Source organism: Streptomyces sp. NPDC008079, assembly GCF_042957385.1.
Taxonomy (GTDB): Bacteria; Actinomycetota; Actinomycetes; order Streptomycetales; family Streptomycetaceae; genus Actinacidiphila.
Genome location: NZ_JBIBIC010000008.1, coordinates 1 through 19,997, shown reverse-complemented (window position 1 = coordinate 19,997; position 19,997 = coordinate 1). Strand labels below are relative to the sequence as shown.

Sequence of the window (19,997 nt, the reverse complement as noted above, 5' to 3'; positions counted from 1 at the left end):
ACGAGGGTGCGGCGCCCGACATGGCGGCGCCCACCACCTTCGTCCTGCTGCGGCACGGCGAGACCGCGCTGACGGGGGAGAAGCGGTTCTCCGGGAGCGGCGGAAGCGATCCGTCGCTGTCGGCCGCCGGGCGGCGCCAGGCCGAACGGGCCGCGGCGGCGCTGGCCGTACGCGCCGAAGGGCCGGTGCGCGCCGAGGAGTCGGTGCGCGCCGAGGGGCGACTGAGTGAAGGCCACGGCATCGAGGCCGTCGTCAGCTCGCCGCTCGCCCGCTGCCGGGAGACCGCCCGGATCGCCGCCGACCGCCTCGGCCTGGACGTCCACCTCGAAGAGGGCCTGCGCGAAACGGACTTCGGGGCCTGGGACGGCCTCACCTTCGCCGAGGTACGGGACCGGCAGCCCGCCGAACTCACCGCCTGGCTCGGCTCACCCGACGTCCCGCCGCCCGGCGGCGAGAGCTTCACCGACGTCGCCGCCCGCGTCGCCGCGGCCCGCGACGCGCTGCTGACCGCCCACCGCGGCCGTACCGTCCTGCTCGTCAGCCACGTCACCCCGATCAAGACGCTCGCGCGCCTCGCCCTGGACGCGCCGCCCGAAGCGCTCTTCCGCATGTACCTCGCCCCGGCGTCGCTCTCGGAGGTGGCGTACTACGCGGACGGCAACGCGTCGCTGCGTTCGCTGAACGAGACGGCCCACCTGCGGTGAACGGGCCTTTCCCGTACGGGCCTTCTCCGTGCGGGCCTTTCCCGTACGGGCTTTCTCCGTACGGCTGTTGAGGGCGTCAGCCCCGCAGCGCCGCCGCCTCGCGCGCCAGGCTCTCCACGAGATCCCACCGCCGGGACCGCACCGCGTCGCCCGGCACCATCCACGTACCGCCGACGCACCCCACGTTCGGCAGCGCCAGGTACTCGGGCGCGCGGGCCGCGTCGATGCCGCCCGTCGGACAGAAGCGGGCCCGGGGGAGCGGTGAGGCCAGGGAGCGGAGGTACGCGACGCCGCCCGCCGCCTCGGCGGGGAAGAACTTCATGTCGGTGACGCCGCGTTCGAGCAGCCCGAGCGCTTCCGAGGCGGTCGAGACGCCCGGCAGGAACGGCACGCCCGCGCCGCGCATCGCGTCGAGGAGGCGGTCCGTCCAGCCGGGGCTGACCAGGAAACGGGCCCCCGCGCCCACGGCCGCGTCCGTCAGCTCGGGCGTCAGCACCGTGCCCGCGCCGACCACCGCGCCGGGGACGCCGTCCGCGACGGCCCGGATCGCGTCCAGCGCGGCGGGCGTCCGCAGCGTGATCTCGATCGCGGGCAGCCCGCCCGCCACCAGCGCCCGCGCCAGCGGTACGGCGTCCGCCGCGTCCTCCAGGACGACCACAGGGATGACGGGGGCGAGGTCGAGCACGGAAGTCATGCCCGTCATCCTGCCTGGCGGGCGCCAGCGTGCGCAACGGCCGTTGCGCAGAGTGCAACGAGGGTCTTGCTCCGTACCGTCGCGCCGCGCGCCTCAGTGGATCTCGCGCACCAGGACGTCGAGCCGTCCCGTACCCGGCTGCTCCTCCACCGTGAAACCCAGCTTCCGCAGCGTTCGCGCGAGGCCCTTGGGGTCCTTCGGCCGGGCGCCGGACTCCAGCAGGGCGCGGACCAGACGGCCCTTGGTGGCCTTGTTGAAGTGGCTGACGACCGTCCGCTTCTCGACCCCGCCGACCATCGTCACCTGGAGCACCCGGACCGTCGCCGTACGCCCGGCGACCCCCCCGGCCGGCTTCCAGGCGCCCGCGTACGACGACGAGCGCAGGTCGAGCACCAGGCCGTCGCCCGCCTCGGCCGGCAGGACATCGGCCATCTGCCGCCGCCAGTACGCCGCCAGGCCGCCGACGCCGGGCAGCTTCACGCCCATCGAGCAGCGGTAGGAGGGGATGCGGTCGCCGAGCCGTACCGCGCCCCACAGCCCGGAGAACACCAGCAGCGACTCCTCGGCGCGGCGGCGCGCCGCCCGTCCGAGCGTCGCCAGGCCCAGCGCGTCGTACAGCACTCCGGTGTACAGCTCCGCCGCGGGCATCGCGGGCGCCGTCCGCAGCGCCGCGTTCTTGGCGACCTCGCCGCGCAGGCCGGGGCTGAGCCCCAGCACCTCCGCCGCCTTCTCCTCGTCGCCCGAGCACAGCTCCACCAGCTCGTCGAGGACCGTCGCCCGCGCCTCGTTCAGCCCCGGCAGCGACAGCGAGTCCAGCGCGACCGCGGCCCCCGTCCCTCCGGTGGCCTTCCCCTCGGACGGCGGCAACAGGACGAGCACGGCATCTCCTTCATACGGTTCTTGCGGTTCGTACGGTCCAGGCGGTCGCACGGTGCGCGGGGTCGTACGGCTCGCGCTCGGGCCGCCCGCGCCTGGTCGGGGGGCCCGCACCAGAGTAGGACCTGGGCGGGCCGCCCACGGGACCTGTCCGCCCGCGCCCGGCCGGACGGCCCCGGCGGGCGGCCGTACGCTCGTCGCGGACCCCGCGGTGCTCTTCGCCCCCGCGCAGCCACTACCATGGTCCACACGGCAGACGAGCCGAGCGGACGGCCGCGTGGAGCCCTTTCGGGGGCTTCCCGAGGAACGTCCGGGCTCCACAGGGCAGGGTGGTGGCTAACGGCCACCCGGGGTGACCCGCGGGACAGTGCCACAGAAAACAGACCGCCGGGGATCTCGGTCCCCGGTAAGGGTGAAACGGTGGTGTAAGAGACCACCAGCGTCCAGGGTGACCTGGACGGCTAGGTAAACCCCACCCGGAGCAAGGTCAAGAGGGCGTCGTAGCGATACGGCACCCGCGCGGACGTTCGAGGGCTGCCCGCCCGAGTCCGCGGGTAGACCGCACGAGGCCGGTGGCAACGCCGGCCCTAGATGGATGGCCGTCTCCCGGCCGGCCGCGAGGCCGCCCGGCGACAGAACCCGGCGTACAGCTCGACTCGTCTGCCGCCACCGCCCCCTTGGGCTCGCCCGGGGCGCGAGCACGGTCGGGTGAGCCGCGTCGTGCATCGTTGATGCACTCCTGGGTGCCGCGAGGGCTCTTGCCGGGACGCGGTCCTGGACCGCAGGTGGGGGCGTGCGGGTCCACCGGGAGGGGCTGATCGCGCGGCCCGTACACCGTGTGAGTCATGGTGAACAAAGAGTCGCTTTACCTGCTCTTTATGTTTTTATTGGCTAATTGTCCGTAATGTCTGAAATCAACCGTTGGCGGATGATCGGACTTTGCCGTGATGACCAGCCCCAACTCCAGCCACGCTTCTTCCGAGGGTGCGTCCGGTGCGGGCGGCCGGGTCGGTGCCGTGCTGACGGAGATGATTCCGCAGCAGCCGCCCAGCGCGCTGAGCGCGCCGTCGGGGGCGGGGTCGGACGACACGCTCGGCATCATCGTCGTCGACGAGCGGCTGACCGTGCTGGAGGCCGATCTGGCCGGGACCTGGCTCGACGGGGTGGTCGACGGATCGGGCGCGCGGGCGACCGACCTCTTCCCGACCGAGGACGCGGCGGCGATCGCCGCCCGGGTGGAGCGGGTGCTGGCCACCGGCCGCCCGCTGCTGGCGCGGGTCCAGCGCATGATCCGGCCGGACGGAACGCCCGCGGTGGTGTCGCTTTCGGTCCTCCCGGCGGCTCCGGGCCGGGTGGTGATCAGCCTGATCGACGTCAGCGCCCAGCTCGACGTCTTCGCCGCCTCCTCGACCCTGGGCACCTCCCTGGAGATCGAAACGACGGCGCGCCAGCTCGCCGAAGGGCTGCTGCCCTGGGGCGACGCCGTCACGGTGTCGCTGGCGCAGTGCCTGTGGAGCGGGGACCTGCCCGATCGGACCGAGCCGCGGTGCCGCGCCGCGTACGCCCGGGCGGGGAACCGGCCGTGGCCGCGCGGCTTCCTCCGCCTGGGCGAGCGCCTGCCGGACCTGCCCGCCCACCCCGCCTCCGACACCACCGGTCACCCCGGCGTCACCGTGCTGCCCGACCGCGCCGCCATCGAGCGGGCCCTGGGCGACGACCCGGACCTGATACAGGCCCTGGTGCCGGACCACGGCCCGCTCGCGGTGGCCTTCGCGCCGCTGACCGTCCCCGACGCCGACCGGCGGCAGCGCGTACTCGGCACGGTCGCGGTCTGGCGGCGTGAGGACAACCCCCGCGGGGCCTTCGACGGCGACGACCAGCTCGCCGTCCAGGAACTGGCCTTCCGCGCCGCGATGAATCTGGAGCACGGGCGCCGTCATCAGCGCGAGCACCGGCAGGTCCTGGCGCTCCAGCGCAGGCTGCGCCCGCCGCACTCGCCGAGCCGGGCGATGCACACCGCGGGCGCCTACCGGCCCGCCGCACCCGACAGCGCCGGCCTCGGCGGCGACTGGATGGACGTCATCGGCCTGTCGGGCGGCCGGATCGCGCTGGTGATCGGCGACGCCGTCGGACACGGCCTGGCAGCCGCCGCCGTCATGGGCACACTGCGCCAGGCCGCCCAGACCCTGGCCGCCGCCGACCACCCGCCGGTCGAGGTGATGACCCACCTGGACACCCTCGTGGGGAGCCTGCACGCGACCGCCGAGACCGACGGCGAACTGGGCGCCGCGGCGGCGGCGCTGGGCACGACCTGCTGCTACGCCGTGTACGACCCGGCCGCCCGGCGGCTCACCGTGGTCAGCGCCGGGCACCTGCCGCCGGTGCTGGTCCACCCGGACGGGGCCGCGGAACTGCTCGCCCCGCCGCTGCACCCGCCGCTGGGCACGGCCCGCGAGGAACCGTACGAGGCCCTGGAGGTCACCGCCGAGCCGGGCGCCCTGATCGGGCTCTACACCGACGGCCTCGTGGAGCACCCGGGCCGCGACCTCGACGACGGGATGACCGCCCTGCTGGAGGCACTGTCCTGGCACTACGCGACCGGCGACCTGAGCGCCGTCGTCGGCCCGGTCGTCGACCACGTCACCGGGCCGCCGCCGCAGCACGACGACCTCACGCTGCTCCTGGCGCGTATGGACGGCCTGCCCGCGGCCGACATGCCCGCACTCCGCCTGCCCGCGGGCGATCTCACGGCGGTCGCCCGCGCACGGGCGTGGACCGGCGCCCGCACCGCCGAGTGGGGCATCGCCGACCCCCACGGCCGCAGCGCCCTGGTGGTGTCCGAACTCGTCACCAACGCCCTGCGGTTCGGCACCGGCGACCCGGTGACCCTCCGGCTGCTGCACCTGTCCGACCGTCTGATCTGCGAGGTCACCGGCCCCTCGCACGGCAGGCCGCGGGCCGCCCGCCCCGCAGTGTCCGAGACCAGCGGACGCGGGCTCCTCGTCGTCCAGCACACGAGTGCCGCGTGGGGGACGCGGCTCGGGGAGACCGCGGGGGAGCGCACGGTGTGGGCACAACTGGCCGTCACAGGAAGGCAGTTGTGACCAGGGCCTACTGTCGGCGGCGGGTGGGCGTGATCCGCACTGACGGTCGGCGGCGGGCAGTTGCGCCCCGGGCTGAACGCTGGCGGCGGGCAGTTTCGCCCCGGACTGAACGCTGGCGGCGAGTAGGTGTCCCCCGGACTGACCGTCGGCGGCGGGCAGTTGGGCGCGGACCGGCCCTGTGATCCGCGCGTCCCGTACGGCGGGCTAGAGCCACACTCCGTCCATCGCGGTGGCCGTCAGCCCCGGCGCCGCTCCGTACAGCACGGTCCGGGCTCCGGCGGGTACGCCCGCGCTGAGGGCGCGGTCGAGGACGTCGAATACGGCGGCGCCGCCACGGTTGCCGGTGACGATGCTGCTCCAGGAGTGGTCCAGCAGGTGGTCGGGCCAGGGCCCCGGGACGTCGGGCCAGGAGCTCGGGACGCTCTCCTGGATGAGTTCCAGGACGCGGGTGCCGCCCGGGTGGGCCACCAGCAGGTCCGGGTGCCAGTCCGGGTCGGTGTGACGGCCGCGCACCCACTCCCACATCGGCGGGAGCGTCGACTGCACCCACTTGGGCCCCGAGCGGTCCATCTCGTAGTGCACCCCGTCGGCGCGGGTGTGCAGCCGGTGGATGTCGGCGGTGCCGGGCACCGTGCGGTGCCACGCGGCGTCCAGCCGCAGGAACGCGCCCTGGTCCGGCCGGCCGCGGACGACGGCGGCGACCGCGGTGTCGGCGAACAGCAGCCGCATCAGCAGCGAGTCGATGCCGGTGTCGTCGGGCTGGTAGGTGGTGCTCAGCGCCTCCGCGATGACGATCAGCACCGTCGCGCCGGGGTCGGCGGCCAGCAGTTTCGAAGCGGTGGCCAGCGACCGGGTACCGGCGATGCAGGCCCACTGCGAGAACGGCAGCAGCAGCACGTCCTCGCGCAGCCCGAGCCGGTTGAACAAGGCGATGTCCAGGCCCGGCAGGGCGGGGGTGGTCGAGTTGCTGGTGACCACGTAATCCACCTGGTCAGGGGTGACTCCCGCGGTCTCCAGCGCCTGGCGGGCCGCCCGCTCCGCGCAGTCCTGGACCGTCCCCCACACCGACGCGGTGCGCTCCTCGACGGTCTGCGGCACCGGCGGGCCGGCCTCTGCCGTCTTGCCGGTCTCGCCCGTCTCGCCCGTCCCGCCCGCCGCTGAGGCCGCGGGCCCGGGGAAGCCGCTGCGGCTCGGCGCCGTGATCGCCTCCAGGGGCTGCATCCACCGCCGCTCCCCGATCCCGGTGTTCTTGGCCATCCCGTCCGCGCGCTTCAGCCAACTCGCCCCCGGGTGACGGCCGTTGACCTCGGCGAGGATCTCCTCGGTAGTGATGGTGTACGGCCCCGGCACCACGGCGGGAGGCCACATGTACACGCTCATCCCGCACCCCCTTCCCGGCGCCCGGACGGCGCCGTATCACCGTATTGTCCCTCTCCCCGAAACGGAAGTCCGGATTCCACATTGACCGTTTCGACCTCTATGTCGAGGAATTCGCCGATCTGACCGGTCAACTCGGCCGGATCCAGCGGCCCGTGCGGACCGGCTGTTTCCGTGGGTGCGGGGATATGTCTAGAACAAGGGGAGTTGGCCGGGAAAGTCGGGGATGGTGTAGCCGTCCAGGGTGCGTTGGGCGGCGGTGGGGGCGGCGGGGGATTTGGAGCCGGGGCAGGAGACGAGGGTGGCGGTGCGGGGGCCGGGGGGTGGGTCGTGGCGGGCGATGCGGCCCGCCACGACGGCGATCTCTCGGCCGCACTGGGGGCAGCGGCGGCGGGGGGATGACATGGGGACAGTCTGGTGGGCCGTGGCCCGGGGGCGCGGGAGGCGGCCCGGTCGACGTGTCGCGGATTAGCCCGCGAGGGCGGGGTCGGTGGCCGCGTCCTCCGGTGCGGCGGCGGGGGACGAGCGGGGCGCGGTGGGCTCGGGGAGGGACCGGAACAGCAGCCAGCTCAGGGCGGGCATGACGATGAGCGGGGCGAGAGCGGTACGCAGCGAGGTGGCGTCGGCGACCGCGCCGATGACGGGGGTGGCGAGGCCGCCGATGCTGACGGTGAGCCCGAGCGTGATGCCGCTGGCGGTGCCGACACGGGTGGGGAGGTAGTCCTGGCCGAGGGTGACCTGGAGGGAGAAGGGAACGTAGAGCCCGATCGAGGTGAGGGCGACGAAGAGGTAGAGGGCCGGCCCCGGGACGAGGACGACGCCCGCGACGGACGGGATCGAGACCAGATACGACCAGCGGGTGACGGTGACGCGGTCGTAGCGGCCGGCCAGCGAGCCGCCGAGGACGGAGCCGATCGCGCCGCCGATGTAGAGGACGAACAGCGCGGCGGTGCCCGCCACTTCACTGCCGCCCATGCGCTGCTTGGCGTACAGCGAGATGAAGGTGCTCAGGCCGATGAAGACGATCGAGCGGAAGACCACGGCCACGGAGAGCTTCACGAAGGACGCCCTGTCGTCGCGCCCGACGGCGACGGCGGCCGAGGTCCCGGTGGAGCGCCGCCGTTCCAGCTCGCGCAGCACCGGCAGGCACAGCACGCTGCCGACGAGCGCGGGCAGCACCAGCAGCGGGGTGAGGCGCAGGCCGCCCGTCGCGACGACGGCGGCGACCATGAGCGGGGCCAGCGCGAAGCCGATGTTGCCGCCCACCGAGAACCACCCCATCGCGCTGTGGCTGCCCCCGCTCGCGAGGCGGGCGACGCGCGCGGACTCCGGGTGGTACGCGGCCACGCCGACGCCGGAGACCGCGACGAAGACGAGCGTGAGCGCGTACGAGCCGCTGACGCCGCTGAGCGCGATGCCCGCACCGCCGAGGACGGTGCTCACCGGCAGCAGCCACGGCATCGCCCACCGGTCGGTGAGCAGGCCGAACAGCGGCTGGGCCACGGAGGACAGGACGGACGCGGCGAGCACGATGCCCGAGGCGGCGGCGTAGCTGTAGGCGCGTTCGGCGACGAAGTAGGGGACGAGGGCCGCGACGGCGCCCTGGTAGATGTCGACGCAGGCATGCCCGAAGGACAGCAGCGTGATCGAGGTGTTTTTCGGCACGTCACCCATGGTCTTCAGGCGGTGGTATGTCGGGCTTCCGATAAACTGCCAACCAATGACGAAAATCCGCCATGAGCCGGTCGCGCCGACCCGTACCGAGCGGCTGGCCCCCGGCGCGGAGATCGACCCGCACCGGCACGACGACCACCAGATCGTCTACGCCGGACGCGGAGTGCTGGCCATCACCACGAGCGCGGGCTCCTGGGTCGCCCCGGCCACCCGCGCCATCTGGGTCCCCGCCGGTACGGTCCACGCCCACCAGGCCCACGGCGAACTCGAACTCCACCTGGTCGGCCTCCCGGAGAACGAGAACCCGCTCGGCCTCGACACCCCGACCGTCCTGGCCGTCGCCCCGCTGCTGCGTGAACTGCTCCTCGCCCACACCCGCACCCTCGACGACGGCAGCCCCGAACGGGCCCGCCTGCGCGCGGTGTTGCTCGACGAACTGCGCGCCTCACCGCAGCAGCCGCTCCACCTGCCCTGGCCGGCCGCGCCCCAACTCCGGTCCCTGTGCGCGATCCTGCGCGCCGACCCGGCCGACGACCGTACGCTGACCGCCCTCGGCCGCCAGGTCGGCGCCAGCGACCGTACGCTGTCCCGGCTCTTCAAGAGCGACCTCGGCATGACCTTCCCGCAGTGGCGCACCCAACTCCGCCTCCACCACGCCCTGGTGCTGCTCGCCGAGAACACCCCGGTCACCGCCGTGGCCCACCGGTGCGGCTGGTCGTCCGCCAGCGCCTTCATCGACGTCTTCCGCCGCACCTTCGGCCATACGCCGGGCGCGCACCAGTCGCGGGACCAGGCCGGATAGCTCCTGCGCGGACGGTCAGGGACCGGCCGTCGCCAGGCGCAGCGTCTCCTCGACGGCCGCCGGAATGTCCTCGACGGGGAAGAGGACGTGCCGCACGGTGCGGTCGGGGGCGAGGACGAGGATGAGCCGTTTGAGGCGGAGCCGCCCGGCCCCGCGGAAGGTCGGCAGTCGCAGGGCGGCGGCCAGACGCTGCTGGGCGTCGGAGAGCAGCGGGTACGGGACGGCTTCGGCGGTGGCGAAGGCCGCCTGTTCGTAGGGGAGTTGGGTGCTGACGCCGTGGACGGCGACGTCGGCGCGGCGGAAGTCGGCGTAGGCGTCGCGGAAGAGCCGGTTCTCCAGTGTGCAGCCGGGCGCGCCGGGGATCGGGTCCTCGCCCCAGTCGACGCCGGTGCCGGGGTAGGTGAACAGAACGGTGGCGGCGGCGTCCGGGGCGACGACGGGGCGCTCGGCGCCGTCGCTCGCGGGCAGTCGGAGATCCGCGGGCAGCCGCGCGCCCGTACCCGTACCCGTATCGGTACCGCCGCCCGCCAGGGCGTGCACGCGTGCGTGCTCCGCCCCGTCCGGCGGCGCGGTCGCCGTGGTCGTCCCGTCGCCGAGGACCCAGCGGTCGCCCCAGTCCTGCATCGCTACCAGCAGCGGGAGCAGGGCGAGCCCTGAGTCGGTGAGCAGGTATTCGTAGCGGACCGGGCGGCGCTGGTAGAGGCTGCGCCGCAGGACGCCGCGGGCGACGAGCGCGCCGAGCCGTTCGGTGAGCACCTTGCGGGAGAGGCCGAGTTCGGAGGCCAGGGCGTCGAACCGCACGTGGCCGCGCGCGATTTCGCGCAGCACGAGCACGTTCCACCAGTCGGCCATCACCACGGCGGCCTGGGCGATCCCGCAGTCCTCGTCGGCGTTGTGCATCCTCATCCGCACAGAGTACATTCACTTTCTGAACTCACTTTGTTCTCGCTCGGAACTTAGTCGTCGCCGTCCGTGTCATCGTCATCCGCGCCGTCGCCGTCCGCGTCGTCGTCATCCGCGTCGTTGTCGTCCGCACCGCACGTGAGGAGCACCACCGCCATGGCCGCCAGGACCACCATCACCCGCGTCGTCGCCCGCGAGATCATCGACAGCCGGGGCCATCCGACGGTCGAGGTCGACGTCGAGCTGGCCGACGGTTCCACCGGTCGCGCGGCCATACCCTCCGGAGCCTCGACCGGCGCCCGCGAGGCGGTGGAACTGCGCGACGAGGACCCGGCCCGCTTCCACGGCAAGGGAGTTCGGCGGGCCGTCGACGCCGTCAACGAGTCGATCGTGGACGTCGTCGTCGGCCTGGAGGCGGAGGACCAGGCCGCCGTCGACGCGGCGCTGATCGAGCTGGACGGCACGCCCGACAAGTCCCGGCTCGGCGCGAACGCGATCCTCGGCGTCTCCCTGGCCACCGCCAAGGCCGCCGCGCACGCGCACCGGCTGCCGCTCTACCGCTACGTCGGCGGCGTGGACGCCCGGCTGCTGCCGGTGCCGATGATGAACATCGTCAACGGCGGCGCGCACGCCGACAATCCGCTGGACTTCCAGGAGTTCATGATCGCGCCGATCGGCGCGGCCACCTTCGCCGAGGCCGTACGCATCGGCTCCGAGGTCTTCCACACCCTGCGCGGCGACCTGCTGGCCGCGGGGCACAGCACCGCGGTCGGCGACGAGGGCGGCTTCGCCCCCGACCTGCGGACCGCCGAAGAGGCGCTGGACTTCGTCGTACGCGCCGTCGAGCGCAGCGGGTACAAGGCCGGCACGGACATCACCGTCGTCATGGACCCCGCCGCGTCGGAGTTCTTCCGCGACGGGGTCTACGACTACACCGGCGAGGGCGTACGCCGCAGCGTCGAGCAACACGCCGATTACCTGGCCCAGTTGGTGGCGAACTACCCCGTGGCGTCCATCGAGGACCCGATGGCCGAGGACGACCGCGACGGCTGGCGGCTGCTCATGGCGCGCCTCGGCGACCGCTGCCAGCTCACCGGCGACGACGTCTTCTGCACCAACGAGACGCTGCTGCGCGAGGGAATCCGCGACGGCGTCGCCAACTCCGTTCTGGTGAAGGTCAATCAGATCGGCACGCTCACTGAGACGTTGGCGACCGTCGGCACCGCGCACCGCGCGGGCTACACCGTCGTGATGTCGCACCGCTCCGGCGAGACCGAGGACACCACCATCGCCGACCTGGCCGTAGCGACCGGCTGCGGTCAGATCAAGACGGGTTCGCTGTCGCGCTCCGACCGCACCGCCAAGTACAACCAGCTCATCCGGATCGAGGAGGAGCTGGGGACGCAGGCGCGGTACGCGGGCCGCGAGGCGCTCGGGCTGCGCCGCTAGCGGCACGCCGGGCCCGGGGGTGTGGCCGGGGGGTCGAGCGGGTCCAGGGAACGGTTTTCGTGGGGCGCCCGGCGAATGCGAGGCGAAAGGGCTGGATGCCGCCGCATGTGATAATCGTTAACGGTGTCTGGCCTCGCATGAGCGGACGCCTGATCTCCTCGCACCACCGGATTCCAGCGCGCCGCTGGATCTCCACCGCACCACCGGGACCGCCGCCGTGCCATCGACCCGCATCGACCCGCAGGGAAGGACGATCACCCAGTGGGAAACGACGAGCTTCCCCCGGGACAGCGCAAGGTCAGGGGCTGGCCCGTCTCGCACTACGGACCCGTGCCCAGATTCCGGGCGGACCGGTGGAGCCTGAAGGTGTTCGGCGCCACCGCCGCCGGCGGCGAACACACGTGGACCCTTGAGGAGTTCAGCGCGCTGCCGCGCGCCACGGTCGCCGCCGACCTGCACTGCGCGTCCGGGACGACCTCGACCGGCCACGAGTGGTTCGGCGTCACCGCCCGCACCCTGCTGGACCTGGCGCCCCCGGCGCCGCACGCCACCCACGTCATGGCCTGGGCGGAGTACGGCTACAGCGCCAATCTCCGGCTCGCCGACTTCACCGCCGACGGCACCCTGCTGGCCACCCACCACAACGGTGACCAGCTCACCGCGGAACACGGCTTCCCCGTACGCCTGGTCGTACCGCATCTGTACAGCTGGAAGGGGCCCAAGTGGCTCCGTGCCATCGAGTACATGACGACGGACCGGCGCGGCTTCTGGGAGGAGCGCGGCCACCACAACCTCGCGGACCCCTGGAAGGAGCAGCGCTACACCCACCAGGAGGAGGACGGCGACGGCCCGGCGGTGTGACGACCGGCCTGACGCGTCCCCCGAGCCCCGTGCGCGGAGGTCAGCGGCCCAACTCGGCGGCCCTGGCCGCGCGCAGGGCGAAGACGTGTTCGCGGCGGTCGGCCATCTGACGCAGCGCCTCGCGCCGGTCGCGCCGTGAGAGGCGGTCGAGGTAGAGGCGGCCGTCCAGGTGGTCGGTCTCGTGCTGGAGGCAGCGCCCGAACTGGCCGTTGCCCGCGATGACGACCGGCTCGCCGTACTGGTCGAAGCCGCGCGCCACGGCGTGGTCCGTGCGCGGCACGTCCACCGTCGCGCCCGGCACCGACAGACAGCCCTCGGCGTCGTCGACGAGCCGCCGGTCGGCAGGCGCGGGTTCGTCGAGCACGGGATTGACCAGGTGCCCGGTGTGGTGGACGCCGTCGTCGTCCCAGCAGTCGTACACGAACAGCCGCAGGCCGACGCCCACTTGATTGGCCGCCAGGCCCGCGCCGTCGGCGACGTGCATGGTGAGCACCATGTCCTCGATCAGCTCGGCCAGTTCCGTGGTCCCGAATTCGGTCACCTCGCGGCAGGGGCGGTGCAGGATGTCGTCGCCGGTGACGGTGATGGCGCGCACGACGGCGCGCTCGGACACGTCGAAGGGGCGGGAGACCAAGGGGCTCACTCTCCTCGGAGCGGTGGCGTCGGCCAGAAGCTTGCAAAGCTCTTTGCAAAGTAGCAGGCTTTGCAAAGTGACAGAAGAAGAAGCGGAGACCGGAACGTCGGCGGACAGCGGTCTGCCCGACCACGACGTACGCCGCGACCTGCTCGGCCTGCTCGCCGAGGTCGGTACGGTCACGGCCACACAGGCGGCCGGGCGGCTCGGCTACAGCTCCGGCCTGTGCTCGTTCCATCTGCGGCAACTCGCGCGCTACGGCTACATCGAGGAGGCCCCGCACAGCGGTGGCCGCGCCCGGCCGTGGCGGATCCGGCAGGCGGGGGAGCCGGAGAAGGGGGAGGGTCCTGCGACGGAATTCGGGGAGCTGGCCCGCGGGTTGGAGGACGAGAGCTACCGGCGCTGGCAGACCCAGCGCGACAGCGCTCCCGCCCCGTGGCGGCAGGACGAGGCGTTCAGCGCGGTCGCGTATCTGACCCCGGAGGAGATGGCCGCCGTGGCCGACGCGATCCGGCAGACCCTCGCCCGCTACCGCGACCGGGAGCCGAATCCGGCGGCCCGCCCCGCCGCGGCCCGTCCGGTCGCGGTCGTCGCACGGCTCTTCCCGCTGCTGCCCGACGAGGGCTAGGGCCTGAGGTCGCAGGGTGTCGATGCGGGTGTACGGGGGCCGGCGCGGGAGAACCGGCGCCGGTCACAGGGCGTTGCGCGCGCCCCAGCGTCCGCGGCGCCTTCTTGTGCGGGCCGCCGAGGTGGCCCAGCAGCACGAGCGCCGGCTGTTCTGAGCGGGAAAGCGGCGGCCGGAGCGGGCCATTGACCTCACCCATGGCGACGTCTCGTTCACGGACGCCTTTTGACGTCGTCCGCGCGGTGAACCGCACAGAAGACAGGCGGTGTTGCGCTCGGGAAGCGTCCGGGCGATCCCGGCGCCTGCGGTGACGTCCACGCGGGCCGTCCACGCCGTGAGGAGGACAGGGAGCACCCCGTCAGAACCGGCCTTCACGGGTTCCACCTCCTCGCCTGGTGTGACGGTCCTGCGGACGCTACCAACGGCGCATCGCCCGCCCAACCGGTTTTACGGCCAAGCCCGCCCCGGCTCCGGCGCGTCGGTGCGGCGGAACGGTTGGATAGGCTCCCCGCATGGACGCCCGCGTGGAGATCGTCCGGGAGATCAGTCCGGAGACCGGTCAGGAACTCGTCGACGCCTTCGCCCGGCTGCTGCCGCAGCTGTCCGCGACGGCGCGGCCCCTCGACGCCGCGGCGATCGACCGGCTGGTGGCGTGCGACGCCCACACGCTGCTCGTCGCCCGGACAGTGGACCTGACGTCCCGCCCCGACCGCGCCGCCGCGAACCGGCTGTACGAGCGGCTGGGCTTCCGGGCCCGCGAGTCGACGGTCTACCGCTTCCCGATCGACTAGCCGGGCCCCGGGCCCTTCTGTCCCACGGCGAGCGGGCTCAACGGCGAGCGGCCCCCGCGGTGAGCGACACCGCACCGCGCGGCCCCACACCGCGCGGCCTTACGGCGGCGGTCCGACCATGAGCGGGGGGCGCCGTCACACCAGACTGCGGTCATTTGCCTAAAGGCTTTAGGTATGTGCATGATGGACTTAGGTAACGAGGAGGACGGCTGTGGTGCGCGTAGGACTGACACGGGAGCGTTTGGTGCGGGCGGGGGCGGAGCTGGCCGACGAGGTCGGGTTCGACGCGGTGACCGTCTCCGAGCTGGCCAGGCGGTTCGACGTGAAGGTCGCGAGCCTGTATTCGCACGTGCGGAATTCGCACGATCTCCAGACCGGGATCGCGCAGCTCGCACTGGCGGAAATGGCCGATCGCGGTGCCGCCGCCCTGGCGGGCCGGGCCGGGAAGGACGCGCTCGCCGGGCTGGCGAACGTGTACCGCGACTACGCCCGGGAGCACCCCGGACGGTACGCGGCGGCCCAGTTCCGCCTCGATCCGCAGGCCGCCGCCGCGAGCGCGGGCGGGCGGCACGCGGAGATGACACGGGCGATCCTGCGCGGCTACGACCTCGACGAGCCGGACCAGACGCACGCGGTGCGGCTGCTCGGGAGCGTGTTCAACGGCTACGTCGGCCTGGAGATGGGCGGCGGGTTCAGCCACAGCGCGCCCGACACCCAGGACACCTGGGAACGCGTCATCGACGCCCTCGACGCCCTGTTGAAGAACTGGCCGGAAAAAGACGGAAGTTGAAAAGCAATGCCTACCGAGAACGACGCACGAACCGAGCACGGCGACTGGACCACGACTCTGTTCACCACGTCCGAGGGCGCGGAACTGGTGCGCGGCGCGCTGGAGTTGGAGCCCACCGGACACGGCGTACTGCCGCACCGGCTGCCCGCGCGGGCCCGCGCCCAGTGCGCCGACGCCCAGCTCGCCATGGCCGAGTCCCAACCCTCCGGCGTACGGCTGGTGTTCCGCACCCGCGCCACCACCGTGGAGCTGGACACGCTGCCCACCAAGCGCGTGTACGCGGGCGCGCCGCCGCGCCCCGACGGCCTCTACGACCTGCTGGTCGACGGCCGCCCCGCGGGCCAGGGCAGCGTGGCCGGCGGCCACACCCTGACCGTCGACATGAGCACCGGAACCGCCGAGCACAAGCCCGGCGACCCCGGCACCCTCCGCTTCGCCGAACTGCCCGACGCGGACAAGGACATCGAGATCTGGCTGCCGCACAACGAGACGACCGAGATCGTCGCGCTGCGCACCGACGCGCCCGTCGGACCGGTCCCCGACCGGGGCCGTAAGGTCTGGCTGCACCACGGCAGTTCGATCAGCCACGGCTCCGACGCGGCGAGCCCCACCACCACATGGCCCGCTCTCGCGGCCTCCCTCGGCGGTGTGGAGCTGATCAATCTGGGCCTGGGCGGGAGCGCGCTGCTCGACCCGTTCACGGCCCGCGCCCTGCGCGACACGCCCGCCGACCTGGTGAGCGTGAAGATCGGCATCAATATCGTCAACGCCGACCTGATGCGGCTGCGCGCCTTCGGCCCCGCGGTGCACGGCTTCCTCGACACCATCCGCGAGGGCCACCCGGACACCCCGCTGCTGGTCGTCTCGCCGATCCTGAGCCCGATCCACGAGAACACCCCGGGCCCCGCCGCCTTCGACCTCGAAGCGCTCAGCACCGGAAAGCTGCGGTTCCGCGCCACCGGCGACCCGGCGGAGCTGGCGGCGGGCAAGCTGACCCTGACCGTCATCCGCGCGGAACTGGAGCGGATCGTCGCCGAGCGCGCGGCCACCGACCCGCACCTGTACTACCTCGACGGCCGCGAACTCTACGGCGAGGCGGACTACGCCGAACTGCCGCTGCCCGACGAGCTGCACCCGGACGCCGCCACCCACCGGCGTATCGGCGAACGCTTCGCCGAGCGGGCCTTCGCGGAGAGCGGCGCCTTCGCCGCGAGCCGGTAGCAGTACCCCTGAACAGGGCGGATGTGCGTCCGGGACCCCTCCCGGCGCAGGTGGTGACAATGGGCGACGGTCACCGCCCACGCCCGACGAAGGGGACCGAGAGGGACCACCCGCCCCAGGCCGCACCGGACCCCGAGCCCCGGCACGTATCCGAACAGGACGGCGTGTCGAAGCCGCCGCCGGGACCGCTGCCGGGGCCCCCGCTGCGACCGCCGCCGGGGCCCCCGCCGGGTTATCTGCCGGGGCAGCGTCCGGGCCCCGTTGACGGGAACGAGGACGGCGGCGCGGGCCAGGCCATCGCCGGAGCCGTCAGGGGCGCGGGCGACGGCGGGCGCTCGCGCGACCCGCTGGCCGTCGCCCTCGCCAACGCCTCACTCCTCAGCGCCGGTTACCTGCTCCTCGGCCGCCGGGGCCCGGTCCTTCGGCAGCGGGTGATCGCGCTCGCCGTCCTCCTGCCGATGCTGCTGGTCGCGGGGCTGCTGCGGCTCGACGCCTCGCGGACCGAGGGGAAGGTGGCCGCCGCGCGCCGGAGCGGCGACTGTGCCCAGGCGTTGAGCGCCCAGGACGGTCTTTGGTTCGGCCCCCGTGTGGCCGACGCGCCGCTGACCGCGAGCGGCGACCGTACGGTACGGGCCTGCCACCGGCTCGGCGTGGCGCAGCACGAGCTGACCACCGGACTGAGCGGTGACACCCACGCGTTGACGGCGGGCTTCGACGGCCTGGCCGCCGTACTCGCGGATCTGCCGGGCCACGAGAAGATGGTCGACACCGTGCTGAACGGCTTCCTCGGCCGACTGCCCACCAAGGTGCCCTGCGACACCGTCACGGTCACCGACTGGCTCCGCCAACACAGGCCAGGCCACGGCTACTTGGGCCGGGCGGCGGCCGTCGTCCCGAAGACCGCGCCCGCCGCGCTCGTCGGCTGCGGTGACGACCTCATGGAGGCCAAGGAGTGGGCGAAGGCCCGCGACCGCTACCAGCAGCAGCTCGACCAGTACCCCGGCGACCGGCTCGCCGCCAAGGCCCGCAGCGGCGTCAAGCAGGCCACCTTGACCATCGAGCTGGACAACGTCCGTACGCTGCTGGGCACTTCGACCGACACCGAGCCCGACTACTGCTCGAAACCGGCGAAGTACAGCGCCGCCGCCCCCTACCGCAAGGGCACCCACCACGCGCTGTTCTACGGCGACGACGAGTACACCCGCGAACTGCCCGGCTCCTGGTCGGCCGACGACGTCACCAAGGCGGTACTCGTGGTCTGCGTCGGCGACAAGGACTACGGCACGACGGTCACAACCTGCCCATACGAGAACAAGCTGCTGCCCGACTTCCCCCGCGAGGTGAAATTCCGCAAGATCGCGATCCCGGTGAAGGTGTTCGAACTGCGCACCGGCAAGCTCGTGTCGAGCCGTACCGTGCAGATCGGCGGCGGGAGTTGCCCCGGCTCCCTGTCGTACACCACCTACGGCACCATCGACACCGGGCCGCCGTCCGAGGTGTACGTCACGCCGTCCACGTCCGACATCCGGTCCGCGTTCAGACCGCTGCGCTGTACGCGGACTGGTCGTGGAATCGCCCGCGAGTGCGTCGCGGCGCTGCCGATGGACACGGGCCGCGATCCCGACGATCCCGAGGTGGCCGCGCTCATCGGTGAACTCAGCCTCCGGGAAGTGGACTTCTGGATCTGGTGGGCGAGCCACCAGGTCCGCGGGTCCCGGCAGCCGGGCGGGCGGCGCGACGACGAACCGGCAGACCGGGCGTAGGCGTACCGGGGCTGGTCGACCGGTCCTGGTCAACCGGACTGGTCAACCGGGCCTAGACGTCGGCCAGTACGCGCTCCAGGGCCGCACGCCCGGCGACTCCCCAGGTGGGCTTTCCGCCGGGCAGGCCCTTCTCGGCCGCCTGTCCGACGCTGATGAGACCGAGCGTGGCCCGGACCGCGTAGCCGCGGGCGCGGCGGATCGCGGCCGGGTCCGTACGGCCGTAGGCGGCGAAGAAGCGGGGCGCCGCGCCCGCGGGCAGGAGCAGCCAGGCGGCGGCGAGGTCGTTCGCCGCGTCGCCCGCGCACAGCTCGCCGAAGTCGATCACGCCCGCGAGGGTGCCGTCCGTGACGACGACGTTCGCGGGGTGGAGGTCGCCGTGCAGCCACGTTGGCGGGGCGGTGCTCTCGGGAGCGGCGACGGCGTCCGCCCACACCCGCCGGGCGCCGTCGGCCAGGCGCGCGTCGAGGCCGCCTTCGGCGAGGGCGGCCACGCCGTGGTCGAACCCGTCGGCCAAGGACTTCAGCGGGACACCGCGGTCCGGGTTGGCCGGTGCGTCGACGGGTGCCTCCCGGTGCAGCGCCGTGAGGAACCCCGCGAGCGCGTCGGCCGCGTGCTCGCCCCGGCCGATCGGCGTGAGGTCCGCCGGGCTCCCCGGCACCCACCTCGTGACGGCCCACGGCCGCGGGAAGCGCGCGGACGGCTCACCGTCGCGTACCGGCGTCGGAACCGGCAGCGGCAGGCGCGGCGCCAGCAGCGGGAGCCACCGCCGCTCCTTCGCCAGCAGCGCCGGTGCGCGCGGCGTACGCGGCAGCCGTACGGCCAACTCCTCGCCCAACCGCCACAGTTGGTTGTCCCAACCGCCGTCCACCGGACGCAGTTCCAGCTCCGCCAGGTCCGGGTGCTGCTCCCGCACCAGCCACCGCACAACCTCCGCGTCGGCCGTCACGTGCCCGTGCCCGTCCACTTCCACCACGCGCCGTCCCGCCTCTCGCCGTGAGGTTCCCTCTGTGACCGTATCCCCACAGACGCGCCGTCCGCGCCGCCCGCCCCCTCCGGCGGGTGGTGAGGCGCGGGAGCGTTCCCCGCGCCCCTGAAAAGGTCGGCTCGCCGTCTGGACGAAAGAGGGCGGGCCCCGTTAGGGGCGCGGGGAACTGCGCGGGTAACCCGTCACCGGCCGGTGGTCCGGGGACAACCGGATTGCCCCGCTGGGGCGGGTGGTGAGGTGCGGGAGCGCTTCGGCTGAGCGCGCAGTTCCCCGCGCCCCTTAAAGGCAGGCCCTGCGCCAGCGCGGCGCGCCTTCCCCGTGCGCCCGGGGCCCGCGCCCCCCCCGGCGGGTGGTCCGGGGACGGCCGAAGTGCCCCGCTGGGGCGGGTGGTGAGGCGCGGGACCCCGCGCCGCTGAAAGGATCGGCTCGCCGTCCGGACGAGAGACGGTGTGCCCCGTCAGGGGCGCGGGGAACTGCGCGGGTAACCCATCACCGGCCGGTGGTCCGGAGGCAACCAGTTTGCCCCGCTGGGGCGGGTGGTGAGGTGCGGGAGCGCTTCGGCTGAGCGCGCAGTTCCCCGCGCCCCTTAAAGGCAGGCCCTGCGCCAGTGCGGCGCGCCTTCCCCATGCGCCCGGGGCCCGCGCCCCCACCGGCGGGTGGTCCGGGGACGGCCGAAGTGCCCCGCTGGGGCGGGTGGTGAGGCGCGGGACCCCGCGCCGCTGAAAGGATCGGCTCGCCGTCCGG

General features: G+C 73.4%; 17 protein-coding genes, 1 other RNA gene and 1 pseudogene. 11 read left to right on the top strand and 8 right to left on the bottom strand.

The window, feature by feature from the left end:
• Positions 1-8: 8 nt before the first annotated feature.
• Positions 9-704, top strand: a pseudogene (locus ACFZAM_RS18415) (histidine phosphatase family protein); the annotation flags it as partial.
• A 76-nt stretch (positions 705-780) separates the two neighbouring features.
• On the opposite strand, the gene eda reads toward ACFZAM_RS18415, so the two are convergent.
• Positions 781-1,398 carry a bifunctional 4-hydroxy-2-oxoglutarate aldolase/2-dehydro-3-deoxy-phosphogluconate aldolase gene (gene eda, locus ACFZAM_RS18410; protein WP_391047249.1) on the bottom strand — a complete coding sequence of 206 codons (618 nt, stop codon included), beginning with the start codon at positions 1,396-1,398 and terminating at the stop codon, positions 781-783.
• Positions 1,399-1,491: 93 nt separating this feature from the next.
• Positions 1,492-2,277, bottom strand: coding sequence for a peroxide stress protein YaaA (gene yaaA / locus ACFZAM_RS18405; RefSeq protein WP_391047247.1), 786 nt, complete (start codon positions 2,275-2,277; stop codon positions 1,492-1,494).
• A 254-nt stretch (positions 2,278-2,531) separates the two neighbouring features.
• On the opposite strand from yaaA, the gene rnpB reads away from it, so the two are divergent.
• Positions 2,532-2,937: RNase P RNA component class A (rnpB, locus tag ACFZAM_RS18400), an RNA gene on the top strand.
• A gap of 284 nt (positions 2,938-3,221) precedes the next feature.
• Complete coding sequence (locus ACFZAM_RS18395) at positions 3,222-5,378, top strand: SpoIIE family protein phosphatase (RefSeq protein WP_391047245.1); 2,157 nt, start codon at positions 3,222-3,224, stop codon at positions 5,376-5,378.
• A 204-nt stretch (positions 5,379-5,582) separates the two neighbouring features.
• On the opposite strand, the gene ACFZAM_RS18390 is transcribed toward ACFZAM_RS18395, so the two are convergent.
• From ACFZAM_RS18390 to ACFZAM_RS18380, 3 genes are all read right to left on the bottom strand, one after another.
• Positions 5,583-6,758: a type III polyketide synthase gene (locus ACFZAM_RS18390; protein ID WP_391047243.1), complete on the bottom strand. Its 1,176-nt coding sequence runs from the start codon at positions 6,756-6,758 to the stop codon at positions 5,583-5,585.
• 189 nt (positions 6,759-6,947) lie between these two features.
• Positions 6,948-7,160, bottom strand: a complete 213-nt coding sequence (locus ACFZAM_RS18385; RefSeq protein WP_366823727.1) for a hypothetical protein — start codon at positions 7,158-7,160, stop codon at positions 6,948-6,950.
• A 63-nt stretch (positions 7,161-7,223) separates the two neighbouring features.
• Complete coding sequence (locus ACFZAM_RS18380; protein WP_391047240.1) at positions 7,224-8,429, bottom strand: MFS transporter; 1,206 nt, start codon at positions 8,427-8,429, stop codon at positions 7,224-7,226.
• Between the two features lie 46 nt (positions 8,430-8,475).
• Between ACFZAM_RS18380 and ACFZAM_RS18375 the strand changes: the two genes are divergently transcribed.
• On the top strand, positions 8,476-9,231 hold the full coding sequence (locus ACFZAM_RS18375; protein ID WP_391047238.1) for a helix-turn-helix domain-containing protein: 756 nt from the start codon (positions 8,476-8,478) through the stop codon (positions 9,229-9,231).
• A gap of 15 nt (positions 9,232-9,246) precedes the next feature.
• Here ACFZAM_RS18375 and ACFZAM_RS18370 read toward each other — a convergent pair whose 3' ends face one another.
• Complete coding sequence (locus ACFZAM_RS18370) at positions 9,247-10,137, bottom strand: winged helix-turn-helix transcriptional regulator (RefSeq protein ID WP_391047235.1); 891 nt, start codon at positions 10,135-10,137, stop codon at positions 9,247-9,249.
• A gap of 153 nt (positions 10,138-10,290) precedes the next feature.
• On the opposite strand from ACFZAM_RS18370, the gene eno reads away from it, so the two are divergent.
• Together eno and ACFZAM_RS18360 are read left to right on the top strand one after the other, a co-directional pair.
• Complete coding sequence (gene eno / locus ACFZAM_RS18365) at positions 10,291-11,583, top strand: phosphopyruvate hydratase (RefSeq protein WP_391047232.1); 1,293 nt, start codon at positions 10,291-10,293, stop codon at positions 11,581-11,583.
• Between the two features lie 261 nt (positions 11,584-11,844).
• Positions 11,845-12,444: a molybdopterin-dependent oxidoreductase gene (locus tag ACFZAM_RS18360; protein WP_391047229.1), complete on the top strand. Its 600-nt coding sequence runs from the start codon at positions 11,845-11,847 to the stop codon at positions 12,442-12,444.
• Between the two features lie 40 nt (positions 12,445-12,484).
• On the opposite strand, the gene def is transcribed toward ACFZAM_RS18360, so the two are convergent.
• The gene (def, locus tag ACFZAM_RS18355) at positions 12,485-13,078 is read right to left on the bottom strand and encodes a peptide deformylase (RefSeq protein WP_355334644.1); all 594 of its coding nucleotides are present in this window, start codon (positions 13,076-13,078) and stop codon (positions 12,485-12,487) included.
• Between the two features lie 76 nt (positions 13,079-13,154).
• On the opposite strand from def, the gene ACFZAM_RS18350 reads away from it, so the two are divergent.
• The 5 genes from ACFZAM_RS18350 (at position 13,155) to ACFZAM_RS18330 (ending at position 18,268) form a co-directional block, all read left to right on the top strand.
• Entirely contained in the window at positions 13,155-13,706 is a 552-nt protein-coding gene (locus tag ACFZAM_RS18350; protein ID WP_391047226.1) for a winged helix-turn-helix transcriptional regulator, read from the top strand.
• A 509-nt stretch (positions 13,707-14,215) separates the two neighbouring features.
• Positions 14,216-14,494, top strand: a complete 279-nt coding sequence (locus ACFZAM_RS18345) for a hypothetical protein (protein WP_391047223.1) — start codon at positions 14,216-14,218, stop codon at positions 14,492-14,494.
• A 211-nt stretch (positions 14,495-14,705) separates the two neighbouring features.
• Complete coding sequence (locus ACFZAM_RS18340; RefSeq protein WP_355334633.1) at positions 14,706-15,284, top strand: WHG domain-containing protein; 579 nt, start codon at positions 14,706-14,708, stop codon at positions 15,282-15,284.
• Between the two features lie 6 nt (positions 15,285-15,290).
• On the top strand, positions 15,291-16,505 hold the full coding sequence (locus tag ACFZAM_RS18335) for a GDSL-type esterase/lipase family protein (protein ID WP_391047220.1): 1,215 nt from the start codon (positions 15,291-15,293) through the stop codon (positions 16,503-16,505).
• 164 nt (positions 16,506-16,669) lie between these two features.
• Positions 16,670-18,268: a hypothetical protein gene (locus tag ACFZAM_RS18330; RefSeq protein ID WP_391047219.1), complete on the top strand. Its 1,599-nt coding sequence runs from the start codon at positions 16,670-16,672 to the stop codon at positions 18,266-18,268.
• A gap of 52 nt (positions 18,269-18,320) precedes the next feature.
• Here the strand turns inward: ACFZAM_RS18330 and ACFZAM_RS18325 are convergent, their stop codons facing one another.
• A complete protein-coding gene (locus ACFZAM_RS18325) occupies positions 18,321-19,241 on the bottom strand; it encodes a phosphotransferase (RefSeq protein WP_391047217.1) in 921 nt (306 codons plus the stop codon).
• Between the last annotated feature and the right edge of the window lie 756 nt (positions 19,242-19,997).

Excerpts from the sequence above, each read along its gene's own strand:
- ACFZAM_RS18385 (WP_366823727.1), bottom strand. The coding sequence starts at position 7,160 with ATGTCATCCCCCCGCCGCCGCTGCCCCCAGTGCGGCCGAGAGATCGCC.
- ACFZAM_RS18370 (WP_391047235.1), bottom strand. The coding sequence starts at position 10,137 with ATGAGGATGCACAACGCCGACGAGGACTGCGGGATCGCCCAGGCCGCC.
- ACFZAM_RS18395 (WP_391047245.1), top strand. The coding sequence starts at position 3,222 with ATGACCAGCCCCAACTCCAGCCACGCTTCTTCCGAGGGTGCGTCCGGT.
- ACFZAM_RS18335 (WP_391047220.1), top strand. The coding sequence starts at position 15,291 with ATGCCTACCGAGAACGACGCACGAACCGAGCACGGCGACTGGACCACG.
- ACFZAM_RS18345 (WP_391047223.1), top strand. The coding sequence starts at position 14,216 with ATGGACGCCCGCGTGGAGATCGTCCGGGAGATCAGTCCGGAGACCGGT.
- eda (WP_391047249.1), bottom strand. The coding sequence starts at position 1,398 with ATGACTTCCGTGCTCGACCTCGCCCCCGTCATCCCTGTGGTCGTCCTG.
- ACFZAM_RS18390 (WP_391047243.1), bottom strand. The coding sequence starts at position 6,758 with ATGAGCGTGTACATGTGGCCTCCCGCCGTGGTGCCGGGGCCGTACACC.
- ACFZAM_RS18375 (WP_391047238.1), top strand. The coding sequence starts at position 8,476 with ATGACGAAAATCCGCCATGAGCCGGTCGCGCCGACCCGTACCGAGCGG.
- eno (WP_391047232.1), top strand. The coding sequence starts at position 10,291 with ATGGCCGCCAGGACCACCATCACCCGCGTCGTCGCCCGCGAGATCATC.
- ACFZAM_RS18380 (WP_391047240.1), bottom strand. The coding sequence starts at position 8,429 with ATGGGTGACGTGCCGAAAAACACCTCGATCACGCTGCTGTCCTTCGGG.